A 23,281-nucleotide genomic window follows, 5' to 3' on the forward strand; every position below is an offset into this window, starting at 1 on the left:
GCCTTCTCGGGGAATGACGGACGTGGGTGGGGCTGACCTGGGCCCTCAACAGCTCGCGCAATCACCGCCCGTTTCGACCTGCAGCGTCGTATGGCCGATGCCGAAGCGGTCGTGGAGCATCGCACGTGCGTCCACGAGGAAGGCGTCGCCCGGATAGCGCCCGGACATGACGAGATGCGCGGTGAGCACGGGTTCGGTGGTCGACATCGGCCAGATGTGGAGGTCGTGGACGCGCGCGACGCCGGGCAGCGCGGCGAGCGCGGCGGTGACCGCGTCATAGTCGATGTGGCGGGGCACGGCGGAGAGGCTCATTTCGACCGTCTCGCGCAGCAGGCCCCAGGTCTGCCAGAAGATCAGGGCGGCGATGACGAGGCTGACGATCGGATCGATCCAGCCCAGGCCGGTCGCCCAGATCGCGAGGCCGGCGAGGACCACCCCCGCGGACACCACTGCGTCGCTGAGCATGTGGAGATAGGCGCCGCGGACGTTGATGTCGTGCTTGCGCCCGCGCGCGAACAGCCAGGCGGTGAAGGCGTTGACCGCGATGCCAATGCCAGCGACGGTCGAGACGGTGAGGCCGGCGAGCACCGGCGGGTCGCCGATCCGCTGCACCGCCTCCAGCACGATCGCCCCCAGCGCGACGAGCAGCAGCAGCGCATTGGCGAGCGCGGCGAGGATCGTCGAGCCTTTGAGGCCATAGGTGAAGCGCTTGGAGGGCGCACTGCGGGCGAGCGCGGCGCCGCCCCAGGCGACGGCGAGGCCGAGGACGTCGGACAGATTGTGGCCCGCGTCGGCGAGCAACGCGACCGATCCCGTCCACAGGCCGGCGCCGCCTTCGGCCAGGACATAAGCGATGTTGAGCGCGATGCCGATCGCGAAGGCGCGGTCGAACGATGCGGGGGCGTGGGAATGGCCGTGGCCGCCGTGGCTGTGTTTGCTGTGGTCGTGCGCGTGGCCGTGGTGGTGATGGGCGCCCAATGATCTCGTCCGGGTGGTTGTGGGGTGGTCGTATCACTGCGGCGGTGCGTGATACTAGCGCATCGATTGTCGGGGGCGTCGTGCCGGCTGGTGCGGGGGACGTTCGCCACAATCCCCCGTCACTCCAGCCGAAGAGCCGGGGTCCCGCTTTTTGAGGCGACTGCGGGAAGAAGCGGGACCCCTGGTCAAGCCCGGGGTGACGGGAGTGTGGGTTTGGCGGGGTGCCCCATCCATCTCGTCACCCCGGACTTGGTCCGGGGTCCACCGGGCCGCGGGGGGAGGCTGGAGCCTCTGGCCGTCCCCCTCGCCGCGGAGTGGACTCCGGACCGAGTCCGGGGTGACGGGGGTGTTTGGGGTGTGCCTCGCGCCCTCATTCGTTCGGGGGATTTGGGGTGGCGGGGCTTCTCCCTCGTCACCCTGGCCGGAGAGCTGGGGGGCGCTTTTTTGGGGTGGCTGCGGAAGAAGCGGGACCCCGGGTCGAGCCCGGGGTGACGGGAGTGTGGGTTCGGCGGGGTGCCTCCTCCACTTCGTCACCCCGGACTTGGTCCGGGGTCCACCGGGCCGCGGGGGGCGGCTGGCGTCTTTGGCCGTCCCCCTCGCCGCGGAGTGGACCCCGGAACGAATCCGGGGTGACGGGGGATTTGGGGCGTGCCTTGCGCCCTCATTCGTTCGGGGATTTGGGGTGGTGGGCCTTTTCACTCGTCACTCCGGCCGAAGAGTCGGGATCCCGCTTTTTTTGGCGACCACCGAAGAAGCGGGACCCCGGGTCGAGCCCGGGGTGACGGGGTGTGGGTTTGGCGGGGTGCCTCTTCCACTCCGTCACCCCGGACTTGGTCCGGGGTCCACCGAGCCGCGGGGGGAGGCTGGAGTCTTTGGCCGTCCCCCTCGCCGCGGAGTGGACCCCGGAACGAGTCCGGGGTGACGAGGGGGCTGCTGGCGCGCGGCCCTCAGGACTTGCCGAAGAGGCCGCCGAGCATGCCGCCCAGATTGCCGAGCGGGCCGTTGCCTTCGCCGCCGAGCAGGCCGCCGATGTTGGCGAGGGCGCCTTCGCCGCCGAGGTGGGCGAGGATCTGGTGCAGGACGTCGGGGGACAGGCCGGTCGAATCGGCGGCGCCGGCCACCGTGTCGCCGGGTTCGGCGTGCGCGGCACTGAGCGCGGCGATCGCCTGGGCGACCTGTTCGGGGGAGAGGCCGATCTTTTCGGCGAGGTTGGTGAGAATCGGATTGTCGCCCATCTGGCCAAGGATGCCGTCCAACAGACCCATCATATGTCTCCTGCGCGCGTCGGTTCGCGCGGGCGGGGAGCATAGCAGGCGGTGACGGTCGCGTCGCGGGGCGATCCGTGGCAAGGGAGCGCGCATCGTGACCGACCTGCCGATTTTCGCCGTCCTGCCCGATCTGCTCGCCGCGTTGCGGACCGGGAGCAACGCCGTGCTCGTCGCGCCGCCGGGGGCGGGCAAGACGACCGCGGTGGCGCCGGCGCTGCTGGGCGAGGACTGGTGTACGGGCGAGGTGCTGCTGCTGTCGCCGCGGCGACTGGCGGCGCGCGCGGCGGCGGAGCGGATGGCGGCGTTGGCGGGGGAAAGCGCCGGCGGCACCTATGGCTATGCGACGCGGATGGACAGCAAGCGGTCCGCGGCGACGCGGGTGACGGTGGTGACGGAGGGCATCTTCGTCGCGCGTATTCAGGCCGATCCCGAGCTGACCGGCGTATCGGCGGTTTTGTTCGACGAGGTGCATGAGCGCAGTCTGGACGGCGACTTCGGCTTGGCGCTGGCGCTGGATGCGCAGGGGGCGCTGCGGCCCGACCTGCGGCTGGTCGCGATGTCGGCGACGCTGGACGGGGCGCGCTTTTCGCGTCTGCTGGGCGCCACGGAGCAGGGGGCGCCCGTGATCGAGAGCGAGGGGCGCAGCTATCCGCTCGCCCTGCGCTATCTGGGGCGCAGCGGCGACGGCCGGATCGAGGATGCGATGGCGAGTGCGATCCGGCAGGCGCTGCGCGAGGCAGAGGGCGGCGTGCTCGCGTTTCTGCCGGGTGTCGCCGAGATCGAGCGGACGGCGGAGCGGCTGGAGGGGCTGCCGGAGACGATCCGCGTGCATCACCTGCACGGCAGCATGGAGCCGGCGGCGCAGCGCGCGGCGATCCGGCCCGAGCCCGATGGCGCGCGCAAGCTGGTGCTGGCGACGGGGATCGCCGAAACCAGCCTGACGCTGGACGGCATCCGCATCGTCGTCGATTCGGGGCTCGCGCGGCGGCCGCGCTACGATCGGGCGGCGGGGATGACGCGGCTGGTGACCGAGCGCGCGAGCCAGGCGGCGGTGACGCAGCGCGCCGGGCGTGCGGCACGGCAGGGGCCGGGCGTTGCCTATCGCCTGTGGGAAGAAGCGGCGACGGGCGGCCTGCCGCGATTCGACCCGCCGGAAATCGTGGAAGCGGATCTGTCGGGTCTGGTGCTGGCGAGTGCGATCTGGGGCGTCGGCGATCCGCGCGACCTTGCGTGGCTCGATCCGCCGCCCGCCGCGGCGGTGGCGGAGGCGCGCGAGCGGCTGGCCGCGATCGACGCGGTCGATGGCGACGGGCGGCCGACCGCGCACGGGCGGCGCATCGCGGCGATGCCGATGCCGCCGCGCCTGGCGCATATGCTGCTGCGCGCGGGGGCGATGGGGCAGGGCGCGCTCGCCGCCGAGGTGGCGGTGCTATTGTCGGAGCGCGGGCTGGGCGGCAACGATCCCGACCTCGACGTGCGGCTGCGGCGCTGGCGGAGCGACCGGGGGACGAAGGCGACCGCGGCGCGGCGGCTTGCGGAGCGGTGGACGGCGCTGGCGGGCAAGCCGGTGGGCGAGCCGCTGCGCATCGACGGCGCGGGCGTGGAGGTGGCGATCGCGCTCGCCTTCCCCGACCGGATCGCGAAGGCGCGGGATGCGAGCGGCGAATTATGGGCGTCAGCGGGCGGGCGCGGTTTCCGGCTCGATCCGACGCTGCCGCTGGCGCGGCATGCGTGGCTGGCGGTGGCGGAGACGCAGGGGGCGGCATCGGGGGCACGTATCCTCGCCGCGGCGCCGATCGCGCTGGCGACGATCGAGCGCCTGTTCGCCGACCGGATCGAGACGCGGCGGACGGTGACGTTCGATGCGGCGACCGGCGGCGTAGTGACGCTTCGCGAGCGGCGGCTGGGCGCGTTGCGGCTGTCGTCGGGGCCGGATGCGGGGGCGGAGCCGGACGCGATTGCGGGGGCGTTGCTGGAGGGCGTGCGGACGCATGGGCTGGCGCTGCTGCCGTGGAGCGCGGGGGCGGCGGCGCTGCGGGCGCGGGCGGACTATGCGGGCGTGCCGCTGGAAGACATGCTGGTCGAGCGGCTGGACGAATGGCTGCCGGCGCTGCTGGTCGGGCGGCGGCGGCTCGACGCGATTCCGGCGGGGGCGCTGACCGATGCGGTGCGCACGCTGATCGGCTGGGATGCGATGCGGCAGATCGACCGGCTGGCGCCTGCCGACTTCACCAGCCCCGCGGGGAGCACGCATGCCATCGACTATGCGGCGGAGGGTGGGCCGAAGGTGGAGCTGCGCGTGCAGGCGCTGTTCGGACTGGGGGAGCATCCCTGTATCGGGTCGGGGCGCGTGCCGCTGGTGCTGAGCCTCACTTCGCCCGCCGGACGGCCGATCCAGACGACGCGCGACCTGCCGGGCTTCTGGGCGGGCAGCTGGAGCGCGGTCGCGAAGGAGATGCGCGGGCGCTATCCCAAACATCCCTGGCCCGACGATCCCGCCGCGTCGACCGCGACGTTGCGGACGAAAAAGGCGGATGCACGGGGCGGCGGGACGCGCTAAAGGGGCGTCTATGCCTACCGCCCGCATCTTCCAGCGCCCCAAGAACGCCATGCAATCGGGCAAGGCCCGCACGCACACCTGGGCCCTTGAGTTCGAACCGGCCGAGCCGAAGCAGCCCGATCCGCTGACCGGCTGGGCGGGCAGCGGCGATACGCGCGAGCAGGTGCGGCTGAGCTTCCCGTCGGCCGAGGCGGCGATCGCCTATTGCGAGGCGCAGGGCTTCGATTACGAGCTGATCCCGGCGCCGGAGCGCAAGCTGAAGCTGCAGGCGTACGCGGATAATTTCCGGTAAGGGCGTTTCCCAACACGCACCGTCATTCCCGCGGAGGCGGGAATCCAGACGCGTTACCGCCTCGATGGATTCGAAACGTTAGAGGGTATGGATTCCCGCCGTCGCGGGAATGACGATTGGGGGTGTGGGCATGTGCCGGTTCCCCCATCGCGCGTCGCCCAGCGGAGGCGGGGAGGATCGATGCGAGCGCTTGCGGGCGTTTCTTTCCCGTTCGCCACGAGCCTGTCGAAGGGCGCGCGCCCCAAGCGGTGTGCTTGCGGATAGCCGCCCTTCGACAGGCTCAGGGCGAACGGGGAAGGGCTCTCAGCGCCCCATCATTTCCGCGACGATGCCGCTGCCGAGTAGCAGCAACATCTTGGCGTCGATCGCGACGCCGGCGCGGCGTTTCTCGGCGACGAAGCCTTCGACTCCGGCCAGCGGCACGCGGTGGACGGTGATGTTCTCGTCGGCGTCGCCGCCGCCGTCGCCGGTGCGGGTGAGGCCGGTCGCCAGCACGAGCGTGAAGCTTTCCGACGTCATGCCGGGCGAGGAGTAATACTCGCCGCGTTCCTCGACGAATTGGGCGTGATAGCCGGTTTCCTCCTCCAGCTCGCGGCGGGCGGCCGAGGCGATGCTTTCGCCCGCGCTTTCGTCGCCGACCAGCCCGGCGGGGAGTTCGAGGCAGGGACGGCCCAAAGGCACGCGATATTGCTCGACGAGCAGCAACTGCCCCTCGGCATCGATCGCGACGATCACCGCGGCGCCGATGCCGCCGTTGCGCTCGGCATATTCCCAGGTGCCCGCCTTGCGGACCGACAGGTATTTGCCCTGCCACATCGTATCGGTCGTCATAGCTGAATCAGGCGGTCCGGCAGTTCGTTGGTGTCGTCGGCGCGCGGCGGGAAGTGTTCGGTGAGGACGATGCCGATCTGGCGGATCGCCTCTGCCATGCCGTCGCCGGGGCGGCCGTCGCGCGTCGCGGTGATGAGCGCGGCCATCGCGGCGCCCCAGACTTCGGGCGCGACGCGGGAATGGATCGCGGCGTCGGCGATCAGCTCGGCGCGATGTTCGTCGAGCGAGAGGTAGAGCAGCACGCCGGTCGCATCGCGCGTGCGCGCTTCGGCGCTGGCGCGGAACAGCATCAGCGCGCGCATCCTGACGCGGCGGGCGGCGGTGCCCTTGGGCGTCAGCGCGAGGCGGAGCGGCATCCAGGCGAGCGCGACGCGGACGATCAGGAAGGTCGCGGCGAGCACTACCAGCGCCACCGTGAACAACCCGCCGGGCGCGGGCGCGCCGTCCCAGGGATCGGCGACGAGGCCGTGGAGCGTCACCGCGATCCCCGGCCAGAGCGCGAGCAGCGCGAGGACGAGCAGCATCGCCAGCACCGCCCAATGCAGCGCGACGTCGTGATATTTGTCGGATCGGTGCGCGACGATCGTGACGATCTCGCCCGAAGTGGTGCGTTCGGCCTCTGCCACGGCTTCGGCGACGCGGGCGGCATCGGCGGGGGTCAGGCGCATGTCACCAATCCCCCGAGGCGCCGCCGCCCCCGAAATCGCCGCCGCCGCCGCCGGTGAAGCCACCGCCGCCCCAGCTGCCGTCGCTGCCGCCCGACGCGCCGCCGCCGCCCCAGCCGCCGCCACGATCGCCGGACGAGCGGCCGATCTCGTTGGCGATGCCCCACAGGACGATGGGCAGCGCGCTGCCGCCGCCATCGTCATAGCGGCGGCCCCACGGCCCGGCGCTGCGCCGGCGACCGATGATCAGCGGCACGAGGACGAACAGCAGGATGAGCGCCCAGATGATCAGGCCGAACGGCACGCCGCCACCGCCGCTGCGGCGTTCGGCGGAGCGCTGGTGGATCTGGTCGAACTGCTTCGCCGCCGCATCGAGCCGTGCCTGCTGTTCTTCGGGTGAGGCACGCAACTGCTTGTCGAGCGCATCGACGCCGGCCGTGATGCCACCCGGCATGTCACCCGCCTTGAAACGGGGAATGACGTCCTGATTGATGATGACGCTGGACAAAGCGTCGGTGATGAACGGCTCCAGCCCGCGGCCGACTTCGATGCGGACCTTGCGCTGGTTGGGCGCGACGATGAGGATCGCACCGTTGTTGACGTCCCGCAGGCCGACGCCCCAGCTCCGGCCGAGCTTGTAACCGTAATCCTCGATCGAATCGCCCTGCAGATCGGGGATCGTCGCGACGACCAGCTGGCGCTTGGTGTCCTTCTGCAACGCCTCCAGCTTCTGCGTCAGCGCGGCCTTCGTCTCCGGCGGCAGCACGTTGGCGGCGTCGACGACGAGGCCGGTGAACTTGGGGAAGGTCTGCGCGGTCGCGGGCGCGAGCATCAGGCTCGCGGCGAGCAGCAACAAGGCCGCCCGCCACACGATCGCCGCCCGCTCAAAGAAGCGCATCGCCGTCAGCTCGCATTCCCGAAGTTGACGGTCGGGGCCTGATCCGCCCCCGGCGTCGTCGCGGCGAAGGGGGTCAGCGGCTTGGCGCCGTAGAAGATCTTCGCGCCGACCGCGTCGGGGAAGGTGCGGATCTTGGTATTATACGCCTGCACCGCATTGTTATAGTCGGTGCGCGCGATGGTGATGCGGTTCTCCGTGCCTTCCAGCTGGCTCATCAGCGTGGTGTAATTGCTCTGGCTCTTCAGCTCGGGGTACGCCTCCTGCAAGCGCTGGAGCGACAGCGTGACGGCGCCCTGCGCGCGTTCGAACGCCTGCATCTTGGCCGGATCGCTGAGCTGGTCGCCCGACAGCTTCACCTGGTTGGCGCCGGCGCGCGCCTGCGTCACCTGCACCAGAATATCCTTTTCCTGCGCGCCCGCGGCCTTCACCGTCGCGACGAGGTTGGGGATCAGGTCGGCGCGGCGCTGATACTGGTTCTGGACGTCGGCCCAGCGCGCCTTGGCGTTTTCCTCGGCCGTCGGCACGGAATTGATCCCGCATCCGGCGAGCGACAGGCTCGCGGTGGCAGCCAGCGCGAAGGCGGCAACGGGACGAAGCGACGACATGAACATCCTCCTGAGAGCGTATCTGTCCTATCCATATAGGACAGCGTGCGGGCTTGGCGAAGGGGTAATCGCAGCCTACCCTTTCACCCGACGCCTGAACACCGGGGGAGACGCAAACATGTTCAAGGAATTCAAGACCTTCATCGCGCGGGGCAATGTGCTGGACCTTGCCGTGGCGGTCATCATCGGCGCGGCATTCGGCAAGATCGTGACGTCGCTGACCGAAGACATCATCATGCCGGTGGTGGGCAAGATCTTCGGCGGCTTGGATTTTTCAAGCTATTTCATTCGGTTGGGTGCGATCCCTGCGACCTATACCGGGTCGCCGACGGATTATGCCGCGCTGAAGAAGGCGGGCGTGCCGCTGCTGGGCTATGGCGAGTTCGTGACGCAGGCGGCAAACTTCCTGATCCTCGCCTTCATCATTTTCCTGCTGGTGCGCAGCGTCAACCGCGTGATCGCCAAGCCCGAGGCGCCCGCCGCCCCGGCGCCCGAGCCGGCCCACGTCGCGCTGCTGCGCGAGATTCGCGACGAGCTGAAGGCGCGGCCGCGGGTGTGATGGATCCTCCCTCGCTTTGGCGGGGGAGGCGTTCGCGTAGCGAATGGTGGAGGGGGCGTTGCCGCGGGCGCGACGGGAGTCGTTGACCTCCCCCTCCGTCAGCTTCGCTGCCACCTCCCCCTGGCGGGGGAGGAACGGGGCATGCCGTGACGGGTTGGTCGGTGGTGGGTCGGGGTTGGGGCCTGCCGCCATCGTCACCCCGGGCTTGATCCGGGGTCCCGCTATCGATGCGAAGAAGAAGCGGGATCCCGGCTCAAGGCCGGGATGACGGGGATTGAGGGGGCTTTACGCCGCGACGAGTTGGTCGGCGGTGGCGTCGGCGAGGCTGGTGCCGTCGAGGATGCGGGCGGTTTCGTCGCGGACGCGCATCATCGCGTGGCGGATCGCGCAATCGGCCTCGCTCTTGCAGTCCTTGCACGGACGGTAGGCGGTGCGGCTGACGCAGGGGACGAGCGCGAGCGGCCCTTCGATCACGCGGATCACGTCGCCCAGCGAAATAAGGTGGGCGGGCCGCGCGAGGACGTAGCCGCCCATCTTGCCGCGCGTGCTCTGGATGAAGCCGGCATCGCGCAGATCGGCCAGGATCAGTTCCAGGAACTTGCGCGGCACGTTGGCGGCGACGGCGATCTTGCCCATCGGGATCGGCGGGCTGGCGGCGGGTGCTTCGGCGAGAAACAGCATCGCGCGCAACGCGTAACGGGAACGCTGGGTCAACATGATGGCGCCGCTATGGCCGGATATTGTGGCTAACGAAAGGCGTGGATTGCAGGGACGTGACGCTGCCCCTATATCGACCGGGCCGGCTTCCAGCCGGCTATGGCGATAAACGGTGGCGTTAAATAGGCGCAGCGGACCCGGGGGCAGTACCCGGCGGCTCCACCACCGACGCTGAGCCGCTCGGCGGCACGCTTCATGCGTGCTGGTGATCGGCACAGCATCGATGACGGGGCCGAACTAGGATCGACGTGTGTTGAAAAGCGCTGTCTTTCGCTCGGAATGGGACCACCGCAACGGCCCATTACACAAGTGCCAACGATAACGAAGCACTCGCGATTGCGGCGTAACTGAGGGCCTCACGGCCTAAGGTTACTCCAAAATAGCGCGGTTGGACCCCACCGGGCAACAGAAGGGGATTCCAGCGGTACGGGGAGCACCGGGCAACAGAAGCTCCCCACTGTCCCTAGCGATGGTCGTGCGAAACGCAGCGTTCCCGCTGCGGGCGTTGTCGCTGCGCGACGTTGCCGCCATCTTGGGCGGGAAGGAGCCTTTCGCATGACCGCCCGCACGCTTGCCGCCATCCACCCTGCCCATCGCGACGATATTGGCGATCTCGTTACGCGGCGGCCGGTGCCGGGGCCGGGGCTGGAGCAGGTCGATCCGTTCCTGTTCCTTAACCATCATGGCCCGCAGACGTATCGCCCAGGCAACAACGGCCTGCCGTTCGGGCCGCATCCGCATCGCGGGTTCGAGACGGTGACGTTCATCCTCGACGGCAGCCTGGCGCATCACGACACCGGCGGCCATGCCAGCATCATCGAGGCGGGCGGCGTGCAGTGGATGACGGCGGGGTCGGGGCTGATCCATGCCGAAATCTCGCCGCCCGCGTTCAAGCGCGACGGCGGGCCGATGGAAATCCTGCAACTGTGGGTGAACCTGCCCGGCCGGCTCAAGATGACCGCGCCGGCCTATACGGGCTTGCAGGCGGATGCGATTCCCGTGGTGTCGCTGCCGGACGACGCGGGCAGCGTCGCATTGGTGTCGGGGCGGTTCGGCGACGTGGAGGGACCGATCCGGTCGCTGACCGGCGTGATGCTGTCGACCGTGCGGCTGCGCGGCGGGGCGGCGGTGACGCTGCCGGCGCCCAAGGGACGGTCGGTGTTCCTGTATGTCGTCGCCGGCACCGTGGCGATCGGCGGGCGGAGAGTGCCGCACTGGCATCTGGCGACTGTGCGCGACGACGGTGATTCGGTGGAGCTGACCGCGAGCGACGATGCCGTGCTGCTGTACGGCCATGCCGATCCGATCGGCGAGCCGGTGGTGGCGCATGGGCCGTTCGTGATGAACAGCCGTGAGGAAATCAGCCAGGCGATCCGCGATTATCAGGCGGGCCTGTTCAACGGCACGGGGCCACTGCCGGCGGTGTGATCATTGCGCTGGGGGAAGTGGTGCCCGGGGACGGCATCTAACTATCCATTCGCCATTGTTCGCCCCTGTTCGAATTCCTCTCGTAGAACAGAACAGTTAGGGATCGTTTGTTCCGCACTTGTTCGTTGACGTTCGCTACCAGCCGCCTCATAGTGAGGGAACGGTTAGGGGAGCGTAATGGCGAAGCTGACGGCCCTGGGAGTGAGGAATGCGAAGCCCGGTCGTCATGCTGACGGGGAGGGGCTTTACCTGTTGGTCAAGCCGACAGGTGGAAAGTCGTGGCTGCTCCGTGTTCAGGTAGACGGCAAGCGTCGGGACATTGGGCTCGGCACCGTCGATGCATCGTCTCGCTCGCAAGGCAAGGGGGAGGGGTCGCCGATCGTCATACCCATTCTGCAGCGTAAGGTCCTTACCCTAGGCGAAGCTCGCGAGAAAGCTGCCATGCTGCGGGTCGCTGCCAAATCGGGCCTCGACCCCGTCGCTGAGCGTGACCGAGATCGACTGAGTATCCCGAAGTTTAAGGAAGCGGCGAAGGCGGCTCACCTCGCGCTCAAGGAGGGCTGGACCGAGAAGGGCGCGCAGACCTTCATCAATTCGCTTGAGAACCATGCGTTCGAAAAGATCGGGACGCGACGGGTCGATATGATCACTGCCGCCGACATAAGCTCTGTCCTGGAGCCGATATGGACTAGCAAGCCGGACATGGCCCGCAAGGTCAGGCAGCGGATCGGCACGGTCCTGAATTTCGCCCATGGCAAGGGGTGGCGACCGACCGAGGCCCCAGGGCGTTCCGTGACGGTCGGTCTGCCGCGCCAGCCTAAAGGCGGCAACTACGAAGCTATGCCGTATGCTGACGTCCCTGCATTCGTAGCTGACATCGCCGCCAAGCCTGCCACGACGGGCCGGCTTGCGCTGCTGTTTCTCATCTACACCGCGGCTCGGCCAGGCGAAGTGCGTGGCGCTCGCTGGGGGCAGATCAATAATGAGAAGCGCGAGTGGGTGCGGCCCGCGAGCCTTATGAAAGGCGTCGATGCCGTGGCGCACACCGTAACACTGAACGCGGCGGCCTTGGCATTGCTGGCAGCGTTGAACGGCGAGCGCGAGCCTAAGCCGGATGAACTGGTGTTTGCCGGGGCGCGAGGCGCGATGATCTCTGACATGACGATGGCGAAGGTGCTCAGGACCGCTAAGCTGCCCTACGACGCTCATGCTTTTCGTAGCTCGTTTCGCGATTGGGCAGCCGAGAAGATGCCGGAGATACCGGATCCCGTTGCCGAGGCGGCGCTAGCGCACGTTGTGCCTGAGAAGGTGGTCCGGGCTTACAAGCGGACGACGTTTATCGAGATGCGGCGTGAATTGCTGGAGGCTTGGGGAAAATTTGCCGCTGGAGGGGGTAATGTCTGACCAATGGCCGGACCCTTCTGAATGGATCACTGAACTTCAGCACCATTTGAAAGGGCTGGATGCCGTGTTTCTGACATACGAAGGGATCAGAACAAAGCGGCTCTCAGTTACCCAAGACGATTTGGATAAATTGGGCATTCAAGACGAGCGGGTGCAGCCTGAAGTTACCCACCAATACGCTCGCGCCTTATCTCGCGTGGTAGAGGCACTAGAGCAGCTTCCGCCCTTCGCCACCGGAGAAGGGCTGGCGGCCCTTCGCGCTCTACGGCTTGATTTGGTGTCGCTCGATGGCGGAGGAACCCCCGATCGGCTTCGTCCGCGGCCGTCTACTTCGAAGGGGGGAAACAATGAGGGGCAGCGTGTCGCCAAAGCTCATATGGTTGCCTACGTCCGGCTGCTCGAAGAGCTTGGCTTCTCGAACGCAAAGGCGCGGGAGCACGTGGCGGCAACTTTCAAACGGGAGAACCTCGACGTCAGCGCCTCCACGCTATTCCGGTGGGCTGCGGAGGTTTGCGGCGCGGGACCCGACGATCCACACGCGCCGGCGCGGCGCCAGGTCGAGTTGATGCTAGCAGAGTGGAAAAGTGACCCTAGTTGGCCCTTCTCGAGTTCGGAAGCTGATCAGTTGATCCGCCGAGCCGCCGCCGGAACGACGATTTCACTTGCCCACACGACCTGAAACGCCGCGAACGGCGACGAACAATCCATCACGCAGGCGGATAGTCCGCTTCGTGGTGGAGCAACATACATGGAACCCATTACGGTAACGGTGGATGGCGCCAAAAAGGCGCTCGGGCTCGGCCACACGAAGATGTATGAGCTGATCGGCGCTGGCACCCTCCAGACGATCAAGGTCGGTCGCCGCACGTTGGTGAAGACCGCAAGCATCCGCGCCCTAGTGGATCAGGCCGCGTGATCGCCGATGTTCACAGCAGCAACGGCAAGCGGCCGTAAAACGCGAAAGGGCCGGACCGCCACAGTCCAGCCCTCCACGAATTTGCTTATCAGCAGCGTCGAACGAGATAGCACTACGACCGCGCGCCTTCAACGGCTCAACGCGGTTTGCGGCGTTGAGGGTCGCCGCGCTGAGCTGATCGCCTTCCTCATCTGGGGAGACGCGGCATGACGCCCTTCATCGACCATCGGTCCGCGGCGATGGCCGTTTTGACCAGCGGCGCCGCGTTGCGGCCGCGTGAAGGCCAGTTCCTTGGCGGGCTCGCATTCGACGCCAACCCACTGACCGACAAGCAGCTGAACTGGCTGACGATCCTGCTCGAAAAGCATGGGTTGCCCACGCTCGAGATGGGAGGCGCGCAATGACCAGTCATGACGAATGCTACCCCTCGTCGCCAGGCCACCGCGGCGTGGATACATCGATGGCAGCGGCGGCAAGGGTCGCGAACATCGCCGGCCCTCTGCGCCGGCTGGTATACAAGGCGATCGTCGAAGCTGGTGGCAATGGTGCGACGACTGACGAGATCGCCGACGCGCTCGCGATGCCGCGCTACAGCGTCCAACCCCGCACGACGGAGCTGAAGCACGACCGTCGCATTCGAGACAGCGGCCGGCGGCGGCTCAATGCGTCCGGTTGCAAGGCGATCGTGTGGATCGTCGCCGCCGAACAGCGGGAGAAGGCGGCATGACCGACCCCCGCACCGTCAACATGGCCAGCGAAGCTATGCCGCTAGGCGATGGCCTCACCGTCACCTTCACCATGAAGAACGGCCAGCTCGACGCCGAATGGCAGCCGCGCATCCCTTATGGCCGCAAAGGGCGGAAGTATCTGCCTGCCTACAAGCGCGCGCGGAATGAATTCATCCGTCGCGTCGCCCGGCGGACCGGCCTCAACATGCTGGTGGTGGACCTATGAGCGGCGTCATCCTCGGGCGCGAGCATTGGTACGCGGCCATCGCTCGCCGTTGGAACCGCGCATGGGGTGATGCTGGCGATCGTTCGCCGACCATCTACCTGCGCCAGGCAAGCGGCGCTGGAACGTGGGTAGTCGTCGAACCGGCGCGCGACATCCAGAGCCTGTACTTTTCTTCGCACCGCGCCGCTCTCGATCATGCGCGCGGCCTACAGAAACTCCACGGCTGGGATGTGATCCCGGAGCGTTGCGAAGGAGGGAAATGATGCCCAAGCAAAATCGGGCTTCCGCGCAGCCGCTCGACCTCGCCGCGCTTATGCCCAAGGTGGCTCAGCGCCTCCTTGGCGACCCAAATAACCGACTGTCCCGCGGATCACGGCTGCGCTTTGGTAGTAAGGGATCGATGGAGATCGACGTCGCGGACGGATGGTTCGACGATCATGAGGCGAACGTCAGGGGCGGTGTGCTCGACCTCATCCGGCACCGCCAACGATGCGATGTCGCCGGCGCGTTCCGGTGGCTGGAAGACCAGGGCCTGAAGGACGCGGATCGATCCACGGTTCGTGTCCGCGGCGCTCTCGCCGACGCCGTCTATCGGCCGGCCTCACCTCAGCCAGATAGCCGCACCTTCTACGATTATTGCGACGAAGACGGCGCCACGCTGTTCCGTGTCGAGCGTCGCGGCAAGGACGCGGCCCCACCGTTCCTTCAGCATGGCCCGGACGGCAAAGGCGGGTTCCATGCCGCTCGCGGCTGCATGCAAGGAGTCAGGCGCGTTCCATACCGGCTGCCCGAGATACTGGCCGCTGACCTGTCCGAGATTGTGTTCGTCTGCGAGGGCGAGAAGGACGCCGATCGCCTTGCCGACGCCGGGCTCATCGCCACCACCAACCCCGGCGGCGCGGGCAAGTTCACCGGTGATCAAGCTGCCGCGCTGAAGGGCCGGCGTGTGATCGCGCTTCAGGACAACGACGAGGCTGGTGCGGCCCATGTCGCCGCCGTCCTTGCCGCGCTGGATGGCATCGCTGCCTCTGCGGCGGCGCTGTTGCTGCCCGGCCTTCCGGCAAAGGGCGACGTGTCGGACTGGCTCGCACAGGGTGGCTCCGCATTCGAACTGAAGCGGCTGGCTGAGGCGGCGTTGCACAAGCCCACCGAGATCTTCCCGATCGCCGACTTGACGGCATGGGCGGAAGAAGACCCGAAGCCCAAAACGTTCCGGATGGCGGGCTATGTGCCGGAGCAGGAAGTGACGATCTTCCCGGGACCTGGCGGCGTCGGCAAGTCGACCTTTGCCCTGCAGCTCTGTGCGTGCAGCGCGGCGGGCAAGCCGATGCTGGGCATCGACGTGGAGCAGGGCGCGGCGCTCTATGTTACCGCGGAAGACGATGACCGCGAGAATCACTGGCGCCTGCGCAAGATCGCCAGCGCGATCGGCACGACGCTCCGCGACCTCGCCGGCAAGCTCCACATCGTGTCGCTGCGGGGCAAGTTGAACAATGAGCTGGCGACGTTCGATAATGAGGGGAGGCTGCGGCCTGCACCGGCTTATGCCCTCCTCCGGGCGACCATCGCGGCGACCAGGGCGAAGCTGATCGTGCTCGACAACGTCGGCCACCTCTACGTCGGCAATGAAAACGACCGCGGACAGGTGACGGGTTTCATCAACCTGCTCTACCAACTGTGTCGGGAATTCGGCGTCACCGTCGTGCTGATCGCCCATCCGAATAAGGCGGGTGACAGCTACTCCGGCTCGACGGCGTGGCTAAACGCCGTCCGGTCGCAGATCGTGTTGCAGCGTCCCGAAGACAGCCACGACCCTGATGCCCGCGTGCTGACGCTCGGAAAGGCCAACTATGCTCGTCCTGACCAGCAGCTGACATTCCGGTGGCACGACTTCGCCCTGATCCTCGACAAGGATTTGCCTGACGACCGGCGGGCCGAGGTGGCGGCGATCATCCGTGCGAACACCGAGAATGCCGCGTTCATGGATTGCTTGGCGGAGCGGGTGAAGCAGGGTGAAGGACGTCAGGTCGGACCGAACACCGGGCCTAACTATGCCCCCACCCAATTCGAGGGAATGGCCCAGGCGAAGGGTCTGAAACGCGACCGGCTGAAGTCGGCGATGGACCGGCTTTTCACCATCGGCGCGATCGAAACGCACACCTATCGGAACACCACCAAGGGCCGCGATGTGACCATTATAAGGGCTGTTGCGGGCGACCCCGAACGCCCTCCCCGAACGCTTCCCGAACACGTTCCCCAAACACCCCCGGACAGTACGCCCGAACACCTCACCCCGCACACTTCCCCCCTAAAGGGGGGAGCAGGCGCGGCCTTCGGGGGCCTCGCGCCTGCCCCTGAACAATCGCCCAAGCAGCCGATGAGCAGCAGCGGCCGAACGGAGTCGGGGATGATCCTCGCGTCCGGCGAAACTGGCAACGAGCCGATACCAGGATGGGATGATGAAGTATGACGACTTTACCCAAGACCGGCGAGCGAACGGCTCACCTTCAGGTGACGAAGATCGAAGGCAAGAGCGGCGAATACGCGGTGGCACGCTCCGAACTCGAGCCCGAAACCCGTCACGGTGCGTTGTCGCTCAATGCGTCATCTGACCTATTCTCCGGCGATCGCGCGAACGTCTCCGATATGGCGGAAGCGATGCGGGACATGGCGGCTGAAGCCGGTGCGCAGGACATGTCCGGCATCAGTCGCCTGCTGACTGCACAGGCGCTCAGCCTCGACACCCTGTTCACGCAAATGGCCCGGCGAGCGCATAACAATCTCGCGGGCTATCCCGATGCGGCGGAGCGATACATGCGTCTCGCGTTCAAGGCGCAGGCACAGTCTCGGGCTACGCTGGAGACGCTGGTGAAGATGCATCAGCCGCGGGAGCAGACTGTCCGCCATATCCACGTCGGCCCGGAGGGACAGGCCGTCTTCATCGAGAACCTACACGGGGGACTAGGCAATGGGCGATCGACCGAACAAGCCCATGCACAAAGCGCATCAGGCCCCACGTTGCTTGGCCACGACGCGGGCGGGAACGGAGTGCCAGTCTCCAGCGGTCAGGGGAAAGCGTCGGTGCAGAATGCACGGCGGCGCGGCCGGCAGCGGGGCGAGGATCGGCAACCGTAACGCCTTCAAGCATGGGGCTAGGTCGGGTAAAACGGAGGAACTAGCAAAGCTCGTCCGTCTCACCAGGCGGTGGCTCGAAGTGTAAATCATCCGAGACGCGCCATGTCTGGCGCGGTTGAGGGTTTCGGTATCGCCCTTATCTACGTTTTGCTGCATGAACCGACCGGTGCCTACAAAGTCTTTTGAACATGCAAGTCGGCGCTGCATCTTCTGCGGCAACCCGGCAAATAGCGAAGAACATGTTTGGCCTAAATGGATGCATCCTCTGCTCCCTCAAGTGAATGGACATGAGCAATTCACGTTCGAGGGCCTGGTTTCGCGACCGGTTGTCTCGAGGACCCGTCACAGAAGGCGGCAGGGTTCGATGTTTAAAACGGCTATCAAGCGTGTGTGCAAGACCTGCAATAATGAATGGATGGGTCGGTACGAGGAACAGGTCCGTGGTGTGATAACTGCTATGATGATCGGACCCGCGGTTGCCCTAGGTTTTGAAACACGAGAACTCATCAAGCAGTATATTACCTTTAAGCTGATGGTGTTAGATTGGTCGTCGGGTGAACCATTCTTCTCTCAAGACGAGAGGACGCTGTTCTATCAACGCCGTATTTGCCCAGAAACACTGCAGTTTGTTCTAGCATGCTGCCCAGATCCTTCGATGCACACCTTCTATCATACGCACTTCATGGAGGCGGCGGAAACAAATCTAATTGATATGCACGACGGCAAGCGCAATTTAAAGACAATTGCTTTCAGTTATGGGCAAATATTCATTATCGCGCTTTGCAGGAGAGGGGCGGCTTCCGGTGTCAGCCTCGATACGAAGGCGGGATGGATAGGGCTTGATGTCAAGCCGAGCCTTATTCTTAATTGGCCTCCATACTATAAAATAAGTGCCGCGGTAGCGAGAAGCGCTTCTGAAACGCTACAAGCGATGAAGAGCCACAGTGATGTGCGGATAGCGGATGATCTTGATATAGCGCGGGCCGAGATCAAAGAGAGAGATGCCTTGAAGCGCGAGTGAATGTGTTCGGATGTGTGACCTCTAATAAATGCGACGAACCGAGTTCGATTTTCCGCCAACGTCCGAACGGTAACGGACACACGCGGACAAGAGCGGATGGCTACGGAACAATCGGCGAACATATCGACCCGCATGGGGCGTAATGGTATGACAATGCTCTCGTTTCCACGTCGGAGCAGATCGTTATGCGTCCCTCGGTTCACGGAACCACACTCCGCCTGAGCGTCACTGCTTCGCTGCGGGAAGCCGCGGAGGAGCGCGCCCGCGCCGAAGGAATGACACTGTCGGAGCTGGTCCGCCACGCTCTCCGGCAGGAGATGAAGCGGGCAGCCTGATGCCGTTCGATGTCGATCTGCTCCAGCAAGCGGCGGCAGGATCCGCGTCGGCGCAACTGAACTTAGTCGATCTCGCCATTGCGGCGGGAGCTTCCGGCGCTGTTCGACAGATCGAGTCCCTGATCGCTGCGGAGAGCTGGGCGCGCCTTGCCGCAGCCAACGGCGGCATTGAGGAACAGCGCGCCCTCGTCGGTGTCCTTCTCGCCCGCGCCAAATTCGAAGTGGAACGCTGCTCCGTGGACGGTGCCGCATGGTATGACGGCGAAGCACGCCGTATCCTGAAGCTGCTGGTGGCGCTCGACGACGCCGACGCGCAGGTTGCACTGGACGAACTGGGCGAACCGGGGGGGGCGCAGCCCGAGGCACCCGACGCCCAGGAATTGGCGCTACTGTCTGCCGCCGCACGAGGTGACATCTACGCGCTCGACGCACTCAGCGAGCAGGCGATGTCGCTATTCTACTCGGGGGCCGCCAACGCCCTCGAAGCGCTCACCGTCGCCGAGCTCTACGCCCGCCTCGGCGCCACATCCGGCAACTCTGGACTGATGCGCCGACTTGCCGGCGTCCGATTGAAGCGGGCTGAGTTGGAGTATCGCGACGGGTCCGACGCGCTGGGTGACCATGCCGTCACCGAAGCCGCCGTCCTGCTATCGATCATGGTGGACTGCGGAGACGCCTCAATGGCCTCCTGGTTGCAGATCCTCGTCAACGACGCGCCAAAGTCGGCATTGTCGGACGCCGTGCGCGGCCGGCCCACCATCCTGAAATTCATCGAACCCGAGGGGATCTGCTGATGGCGATGTTCGGCGCCGCGATGAAGCCGCGCACGATGCCCGGCGTCGTGCCCTATTTCCCAACGCCCGAGGAGCAGGCGACAGCGATCCCGGCTCAGGCTTCGCCGCTTCAACAGCGTGCGCCCCGCGGCATCTTCGGCGCACCGATGGACCCGCGTCGAGGCCCTTACAACACGCCCGGCATCGGCGACGGGCTGCAGGTTCCAGCGAACGACCCGCCGTCCAACATGATACCAGCCGTCATCACGGGCGAACTGCCGCAGCCGAAGATCGACTTCTCCAGCCTTGCGGCGCCCGTCGACCTTTCGAACGTGCAGATCAAGAAGCCTGGCTTCTTTCAGCACGGCGGCGTGGGCGAGAAGATTCTGAAGGGTCTTGGCGAGTTCGCGCTGCGCTACTCGGCATCGCAGGGCGATCCCTACGCGATGATGGTGTTCCGTAACCGTTTCGAGCAGCAACAGGCGAACGTCCGCGCGCAGGAAGACGCCCGCCGCCGCCAGCAGGAGCGCGACGAGTGGATATGGCGCGAAGATTACAAGCGCGCCCACCCCGACGACCAGTTCACCCAATATATGCAGGCCGCCGGCATCGATCCCCGCTCGCAACAGGGTCAGGCTTTGTATCGCCAGCGAGCCGAGAGCATGGCCGCGCCGCCGCTGATGGCCGTGGACGGCTACGACGCGCAGGGCAACCAGACGAAGACGTTCTACCCACGCACGGCGTTCGGCGGTGGCATGGGCGGGCAACCGGCTCCTGCCGGTCCGGCAGTCGGCACGATCCGGAACGGCTACCGCTTCAACGGCGGCAATCCCAACGATCGGAACAGCTGGGTTCCGGTGGGAGGTGCATCGCCTAGCGGCGGTGCCACCTTTCGTTGATCCCCGCATGGCGCCCGGCACCATGACCAGCGGTCGGCGGACTGTTGAGGGCAACCGTCTGGTCGGCGGCGTGCCGAACAGCGCCCATCTTCGCGGCGACGCGGCCGATTATGTCGGCACCACCGTCGCCGACCTGCGCCGCTTCTATGGCCCAGGTGCCCACATCCTCGACGAAGGCAACCACATCCACGTCGAACAGCGCGGCTACGGCCGCACCCCTTACTACGGCCGTCGCGGCACGATTGGAGCACGATGATGCAGACGCAGAAGATGCCGTGGGATGAGGACTGGTCGCAGTCCGCCGCCCCGCCGATGGGCGCCGGGGGCTATCCCACGATCACCATCCCGCGCGATCCGCGACTGACTGCCCGCGAAGACGCCGCGACCGCCCGCGCTATCGCCGCAGACCAGCGGGCCGCCGCCGCCTCAGCCCGCGACCAGACGCGGTTCAACGAGCGCAACGAGCCCAAGCTTCCCGCCGGCTACATGCTGGGATCTGATGGTCGCACCGCCGTCCGCATCCCCGGCCTGCCGCCCGAGGCGAATGCGCCGCCGGTGAAGACGCCCGCCGACCTCGAGGCGGTGCGCGCCGAGGCGCTCGACAAGATCAGGCTTGGTCGATCGCTCCAGCAGCGGTCGCGTGACGGCTGGTTCACCACCGGCGTCGGCTCCAACGTCGCCGGCTGGTTTCAGGGCACTCCTGCCTACGATCTCGCGCAGGATACCGAAACGCTCAAGAATGCGGGCGCGCTCACCCGAGTGATGGAGATGTCGCGGCAGAACGGCGGCAAGAACCCGCTGACGCCCTTGTCGAACAGCGACTTCCAGGCGCTCTCCAGCAGCCTGACCAACCTCGATCCAGGCCAGAGCGACCAGCAGTATCAGGCCAACGTTCAGCGCACGATCGACCTCTACACCCGCGCTTATCAGGGGGCGGGCGGCACCGATCTGGAAGGCGATCTCGACCCGTCCAAGCGGCGGAAGGCTGGCCCGGTCGCTCCGGTGATTGGCGGTGCCACCCCTCCGCCGCCCGCCAGCGCCGGCGGTCCGACGCGCTCGGCCACCTTCTACGGCGATGGGGGGCAAGGCGGCGGCGGCGCGGCGGCGCTGGCGACCGGCAGCACCAAGACAGAGCGCAATCCGGCACTGGCCGGCGTGAACGCCAAGGTGGCGGGCATGCTGCGCGCTGGCGCCTCTGACGCGGCGATCCGCGATTATCTGGCCAAGTCCGGTGCGAGCGCCAGCCCCGCCAGCGTGAACGCTGTGCTGGAGTTCCGCCGCCGCAACCCGGGCTACAAGGGCGGCTATACCGTCGATCTTGAAAGCCGTGAGGTGCCGACCACCGCCTGGAACAAGTTCGCGGCTTCTCCGGTGGGAACCGGTATCTATGCCGCGGTCGATGCAGGCATTGGGGGCCTTACCGATGAAGTCGCCACCATCGCGGGAGGCGGCGACCTCGCCGACTTGAACGCGCGCAAGCAAGCGGCGTTCGCGGCGAATCCCAAGGCGGCCTTCACGGGTCAGGCGATCGGCACCGTCGGATCCATGTCGGGCATCGGTGCGCTGGGCCGAACCACCGGGCTGGCGTCTAGGTTCTCGAACCCGGCCCTCGTCGGAGACATCGCATTCGGCACGGCCTCCGGCGCCGGGCAGAGCAACGACAACCGACTGCTCGGCGGAACGCTCGGCGGCGTGGGCGGACTTGCCGGAAATGTCGTCGGGAACACCGTGGCAAGCGGTCTGGGGCGACTGGCGCGGACTCCGGCGGGCATCGCCGTCCAAAACCGTGCCCGGGGCCTGTTCGGCGCGCGAATGCTGACCGACGCTCGTCCGCTCAATAGTGCGGATAGTGCCGCCTTCACGGCCATTGATCGTGCTGGCGTCGACAACGTCACGGCGCAACTGACCGAGGCGCAGCGGCTCGGCATCCCCATGTCTCTGGCCGACACGAACCCGAACCTTCGCGAGCTGGCGGGCGCCGCGGTTCGCCGGTCCCCTTCGGCCTCGTCCTTCGCCGAGGATGCATTGCTTCCCCGCAGCCGTGGCCAATATGACCGGTTCACGTCGTCGGTGAACGCCAACCTCGGGGCGACGGCCAACGTCCCCCAGCTCAGCGCCGACCTGATGACGCAAGCACGAACCGCAGCGTCGAGCTTGTATGACCGCGCATACAGCAACCCGGTCCCGAGCACGCCCGAGATGGATGCGATTCTGTCTACCCCGTTCGGCCGGGATGCGCTCGGACGGGCACGCACGATCGCTGCGAACGAGCGTCGATCGCCGGAAGAACTTGGCTTCGCCTTCAACGAGGATGGGAGCGTCAGGCTCAACCCGCGGCCGAACGACGCCATCGCGCGCCACCTTGCCGCCCGCGCCGATCTCAACGACGCACAGGCGGTCTACAAGGCAGCGCGATCCGACCCGAACGCCAATGCCGACTTGGCTCGCGAACAGATGCTGGCAGCGCGCGAGCGGCTACGTCAGGCTGAGCGCGGCCTTGCCGCAGCGCCCGACCCTAGCATGCCCGCTAGCGTCCCCGCCTACACAACGCAGACGCTCGACTATGTGAAGCGCGGCATGGACGACGTGTTGGAGGAGCAGCGTAACCCGATCACCGGCCGGCTAGTCCTCGACGAAGCCGGCCGCGCGCAGAACCAAGTGCGTGGTCAGCTTCTCGACGAGGTGGACCGGCTGAACCCGGACTTCGCGGCTGCACGGTCCGCTTATGCCGGGCCGATGGAGTCTCGGGATGCGCTGTCCCGCGGTGCCGACGCTTACCGCCTGCACCCGGACGAACTCGGGATGCAGGTCGGCACGCAGTCGCCCGAGCAGTTGGGGCAGATGCAGCTTGGCTACCGCGGAGCGATGGTCGATCACGCCGGGCAGATCAGGGACAGTGGCAACCCGTGGGAGACGACGCTGGGTGCCGATTCCGATGAAGCCGCCCCTCGTTTCCGAGATGATTGCGCCCCTTCGTTCCGAGATGATGTCGCCCCCCCGGAGACAGGGCCGTGCTGGCTACGTCTGTTGTTATTTCGTTCGT

Annotated in this window: 26 protein-coding genes and 1 other RNA gene; 19 read left to right on the forward strand and 8 right to left on the reverse strand. The window is 66.8% G+C overall.

Annotated elements, in window-relative coordinates:
• Positions 1-45: 45 nt before the first annotated feature.
• Complete coding sequence (locus tag ACP7A3_RS08820) at positions 46-978, reverse strand: cation diffusion facilitator family transporter (RefSeq protein WP_426256073.1); 933 nt, start codon at positions 976-978, stop codon at positions 46-48.
• Positions 979-1,925: 947 nt separating this feature from the next.
• Positions 1,926-2,243 carry a hypothetical protein gene (locus ACP7A3_RS08825; protein WP_426268128.1) on the reverse strand — a complete coding sequence of 106 codons (318 nt, stop codon included), beginning with the start codon at positions 2,241-2,243 and terminating at the stop codon, positions 1,926-1,928.
• A 97-nt stretch (positions 2,244-2,340) separates the two neighbouring features.
• Between ACP7A3_RS08825 and hrpB the strand changes: the two genes are divergently transcribed.
• Both hrpB and ACP7A3_RS08835 read left to right on the forward strand, forming a co-directional pair.
• Positions 2,341-4,806 carry an ATP-dependent helicase HrpB gene (gene hrpB, locus ACP7A3_RS08830; protein WP_426256071.1) on the forward strand — a complete coding sequence of 822 codons (2,466 nt, stop codon included), beginning with the start codon at positions 2,341-2,343 and terminating at the stop codon, positions 4,804-4,806.
• A gap of 10 nt (positions 4,807-4,816) precedes the next feature.
• Positions 4,817-5,098 (forward strand): ETC complex I subunit, encoded by a 282-nt coding sequence (locus ACP7A3_RS08835; protein WP_017977797.1) that lies wholly within the window; start codon positions 4,817-4,819, stop codon positions 5,096-5,098.
• A gap of 303 nt (positions 5,099-5,401) precedes the next feature.
• On the opposite strand, the gene ACP7A3_RS08840 is transcribed toward ACP7A3_RS08835, so the two are convergent.
• From ACP7A3_RS08840 to ACP7A3_RS08855, 4 genes are read right to left on the reverse strand one after another with little or no spacing between them, the layout of a single operon-like run.
• Entirely contained in the window at positions 5,402-5,929 is a 528-nt protein-coding gene (locus tag ACP7A3_RS08840) for an NUDIX hydrolase (protein ID WP_426256070.1), read from the reverse strand.
• Entirely contained in the window at positions 5,926-6,597 is a 672-nt protein-coding gene (locus ACP7A3_RS08845; RefSeq protein ID WP_426256069.1) for a TPM domain-containing protein, read from the reverse strand. The genes ACP7A3_RS08840 and ACP7A3_RS08845 overlap by 4 nt, the downstream gene beginning before the upstream one ends.
• Position 6,598: 1 nt before the next feature.
• On the reverse strand, positions 6,599-7,492 hold the full coding sequence (locus ACP7A3_RS08850) for a TPM domain-containing protein (protein WP_426256068.1): 894 nt from the start codon (positions 7,490-7,492) through the stop codon (positions 6,599-6,601).
• Positions 7,493-7,497: 5 nt separating this feature from the next.
• Entirely contained in the window at positions 7,498-8,103 is a 606-nt protein-coding gene (locus ACP7A3_RS08855) for a LemA family protein (protein ID WP_294211082.1), read from the reverse strand.
• Positions 8,104-8,215: 112 nt separating this feature from the next.
• Between ACP7A3_RS08855 and mscL the strand changes: the two genes are divergently transcribed.
• The gene (gene mscL, locus ACP7A3_RS08860) at positions 8,216-8,656 is read left to right on the forward strand and encodes a large conductance mechanosensitive channel protein MscL (protein ID WP_426256067.1); all 441 of its coding nucleotides are present in this window, start codon (positions 8,216-8,218) and stop codon (positions 8,654-8,656) included.
• A gap of 285 nt (positions 8,657-8,941) precedes the next feature.
• On the opposite strand, the gene ACP7A3_RS08865 is transcribed toward mscL, so the two are convergent.
• On the reverse strand, positions 8,942-9,373 hold the full coding sequence (locus tag ACP7A3_RS08865) for an RrF2 family transcriptional regulator (protein ID WP_024310459.1): 432 nt from the start codon (positions 9,371-9,373) through the stop codon (positions 8,942-8,944).
• A 42-nt stretch (positions 9,374-9,415) separates the two neighbouring features.
• Here ACP7A3_RS08865 and ssrA point away from each other — a divergent pair.
• The 10 genes from ssrA to ACP7A3_RS08915 all read left to right on the forward strand — a co-directional run bounded on the left by ssrA (position 9,416) and on the right by ACP7A3_RS08915 (position 16,545).
• Positions 9,416-9,794, forward strand: a transfer-messenger RNA (tmRNA) gene (ssrA, locus tag ACP7A3_RS08870).
• Between the two features lie 134 nt (positions 9,795-9,928).
• Positions 9,929-10,801: a pirin family protein gene (locus ACP7A3_RS08875; RefSeq protein ID WP_426256066.1), complete on the forward strand. Its 873-nt coding sequence runs from the start codon at positions 9,929-9,931 to the stop codon at positions 10,799-10,801.
• Positions 10,802-10,978: 177 nt separating this feature from the next.
• Entirely contained in the window at positions 10,979-12,205 is a 1,227-nt protein-coding gene (locus tag ACP7A3_RS08880; RefSeq protein WP_426256065.1) for a tyrosine-type recombinase/integrase, read from the forward strand.
• Positions 12,198-12,884, forward strand: a complete 687-nt coding sequence (locus ACP7A3_RS08885) for a hypothetical protein (protein ID WP_426256064.1) — start codon at positions 12,198-12,200, stop codon at positions 12,882-12,884. Before ACP7A3_RS08880 ends, ACP7A3_RS08885 begins: the two co-directional genes overlap by 8 nt.
• 69 nt (positions 12,885-12,953) lie before the next feature.
• On the forward strand, positions 12,954-13,121 hold the full coding sequence (locus tag ACP7A3_RS08890; protein WP_426256063.1) for a helix-turn-helix domain-containing protein: 168 nt from the start codon (positions 12,954-12,956) through the stop codon (positions 13,119-13,121).
• Between the two features lie 206 nt (positions 13,122-13,327).
• Complete coding sequence (locus ACP7A3_RS08895; RefSeq protein WP_426256062.1) at positions 13,328-13,525, forward strand: hypothetical protein; 198 nt, start codon at positions 13,328-13,330, stop codon at positions 13,523-13,525.
• Between the two features lie 56 nt (positions 13,526-13,581).
• Entirely contained in the window at positions 13,582-13,848 is a 267-nt protein-coding gene (locus ACP7A3_RS08900; protein WP_426256061.1) for a hypothetical protein, read from the forward strand.
• Entirely contained in the window at positions 13,845-14,075 is a 231-nt protein-coding gene (locus tag ACP7A3_RS08905; protein ID WP_426256060.1) for a hypothetical protein, read from the forward strand. Before ACP7A3_RS08900 ends, ACP7A3_RS08905 begins: the two co-directional genes overlap by 4 nt.
• Complete coding sequence (locus ACP7A3_RS08910) at positions 14,072-14,338, forward strand: hypothetical protein (RefSeq protein ID WP_426256059.1); 267 nt, start codon at positions 14,072-14,074, stop codon at positions 14,336-14,338. Before ACP7A3_RS08905 ends, ACP7A3_RS08910 begins: the two co-directional genes overlap by 4 nt.
• A 137-nt stretch (positions 14,339-14,475) precedes the next feature.
• Positions 14,476-16,545 (forward strand): AAA family ATPase, encoded by a 2,070-nt coding sequence (locus ACP7A3_RS08915; protein WP_426257139.1) that lies wholly within the window; start codon positions 14,476-14,478, stop codon positions 16,543-16,545.
• A 143-nt stretch (positions 16,546-16,688) separates the two neighbouring features.
• On the opposite strand, the gene ACP7A3_RS08920 is transcribed toward ACP7A3_RS08915, so the two are convergent.
• The gene (locus ACP7A3_RS08920; protein WP_426256057.1) at positions 16,689-16,982 is read right to left on the reverse strand and encodes a hypothetical protein; all 294 of its coding nucleotides are present in this window, start codon (positions 16,980-16,982) and stop codon (positions 16,689-16,691) included.
• Positions 16,983-17,067: 85 nt separating this feature from the next.
• Here ACP7A3_RS08920 and ACP7A3_RS08925 point away from each other — a divergent pair, with 85 nt between their 5' ends.
• From ACP7A3_RS08925 to ACP7A3_RS08950, 6 genes are all read left to right on the forward strand, one after another.
• Positions 17,068-17,295 (forward strand): HGGxSTG domain-containing protein, encoded by a 228-nt coding sequence (locus tag ACP7A3_RS08925; protein ID WP_426257211.1) that lies wholly within the window; start codon positions 17,068-17,070, stop codon positions 17,293-17,295.
• Between the two features lie 372 nt (positions 17,296-17,667).
• The gene (locus ACP7A3_RS08930; RefSeq protein ID WP_426257138.1) at positions 17,668-18,231 is read left to right on the forward strand and encodes a hypothetical protein; all 564 of its coding nucleotides are present in this window, start codon (positions 17,668-17,670) and stop codon (positions 18,229-18,231) included.
• Between the two features lie 334 nt (positions 18,232-18,565).
• Entirely contained in the window at positions 18,566-19,360 is a 795-nt protein-coding gene (locus tag ACP7A3_RS08935; protein WP_426256054.1) for a hypothetical protein, read from the forward strand.
• A complete protein-coding gene (locus ACP7A3_RS08940) occupies positions 19,360-20,238 on the forward strand; it encodes a hypothetical protein (RefSeq protein ID WP_426256053.1) in 879 nt (292 codons plus the stop codon). Before ACP7A3_RS08935 ends, ACP7A3_RS08940 begins: the two co-directional genes overlap by 1 nt.
• A gap of 7 nt (positions 20,239-20,245) precedes the next feature.
• Positions 20,246-20,494, forward strand: a complete 249-nt coding sequence (locus ACP7A3_RS08945; protein ID WP_426257137.1) for a D-Ala-D-Ala carboxypeptidase family metallohydrolase — start codon at positions 20,246-20,248, stop codon at positions 20,492-20,494.
• Positions 20,494-23,281 (forward strand): hypothetical protein (locus ACP7A3_RS08950; RefSeq protein ID WP_426257136.1); only part of this gene is annotated, 2,788 nt, incomplete at its 3' end. The genes ACP7A3_RS08945 and ACP7A3_RS08950, both read left to right, overlap by 1 nt.

The sequence above is a fragment of the Sphingomonas sp. DC5200-1 genome (assembly GCF_049897245.1).
GTDB lineage: Bacteria > Pseudomonadota > Alphaproteobacteria > Sphingomonadales > Sphingomonadaceae > Sphingomonas > Sphingomonas aquatilis.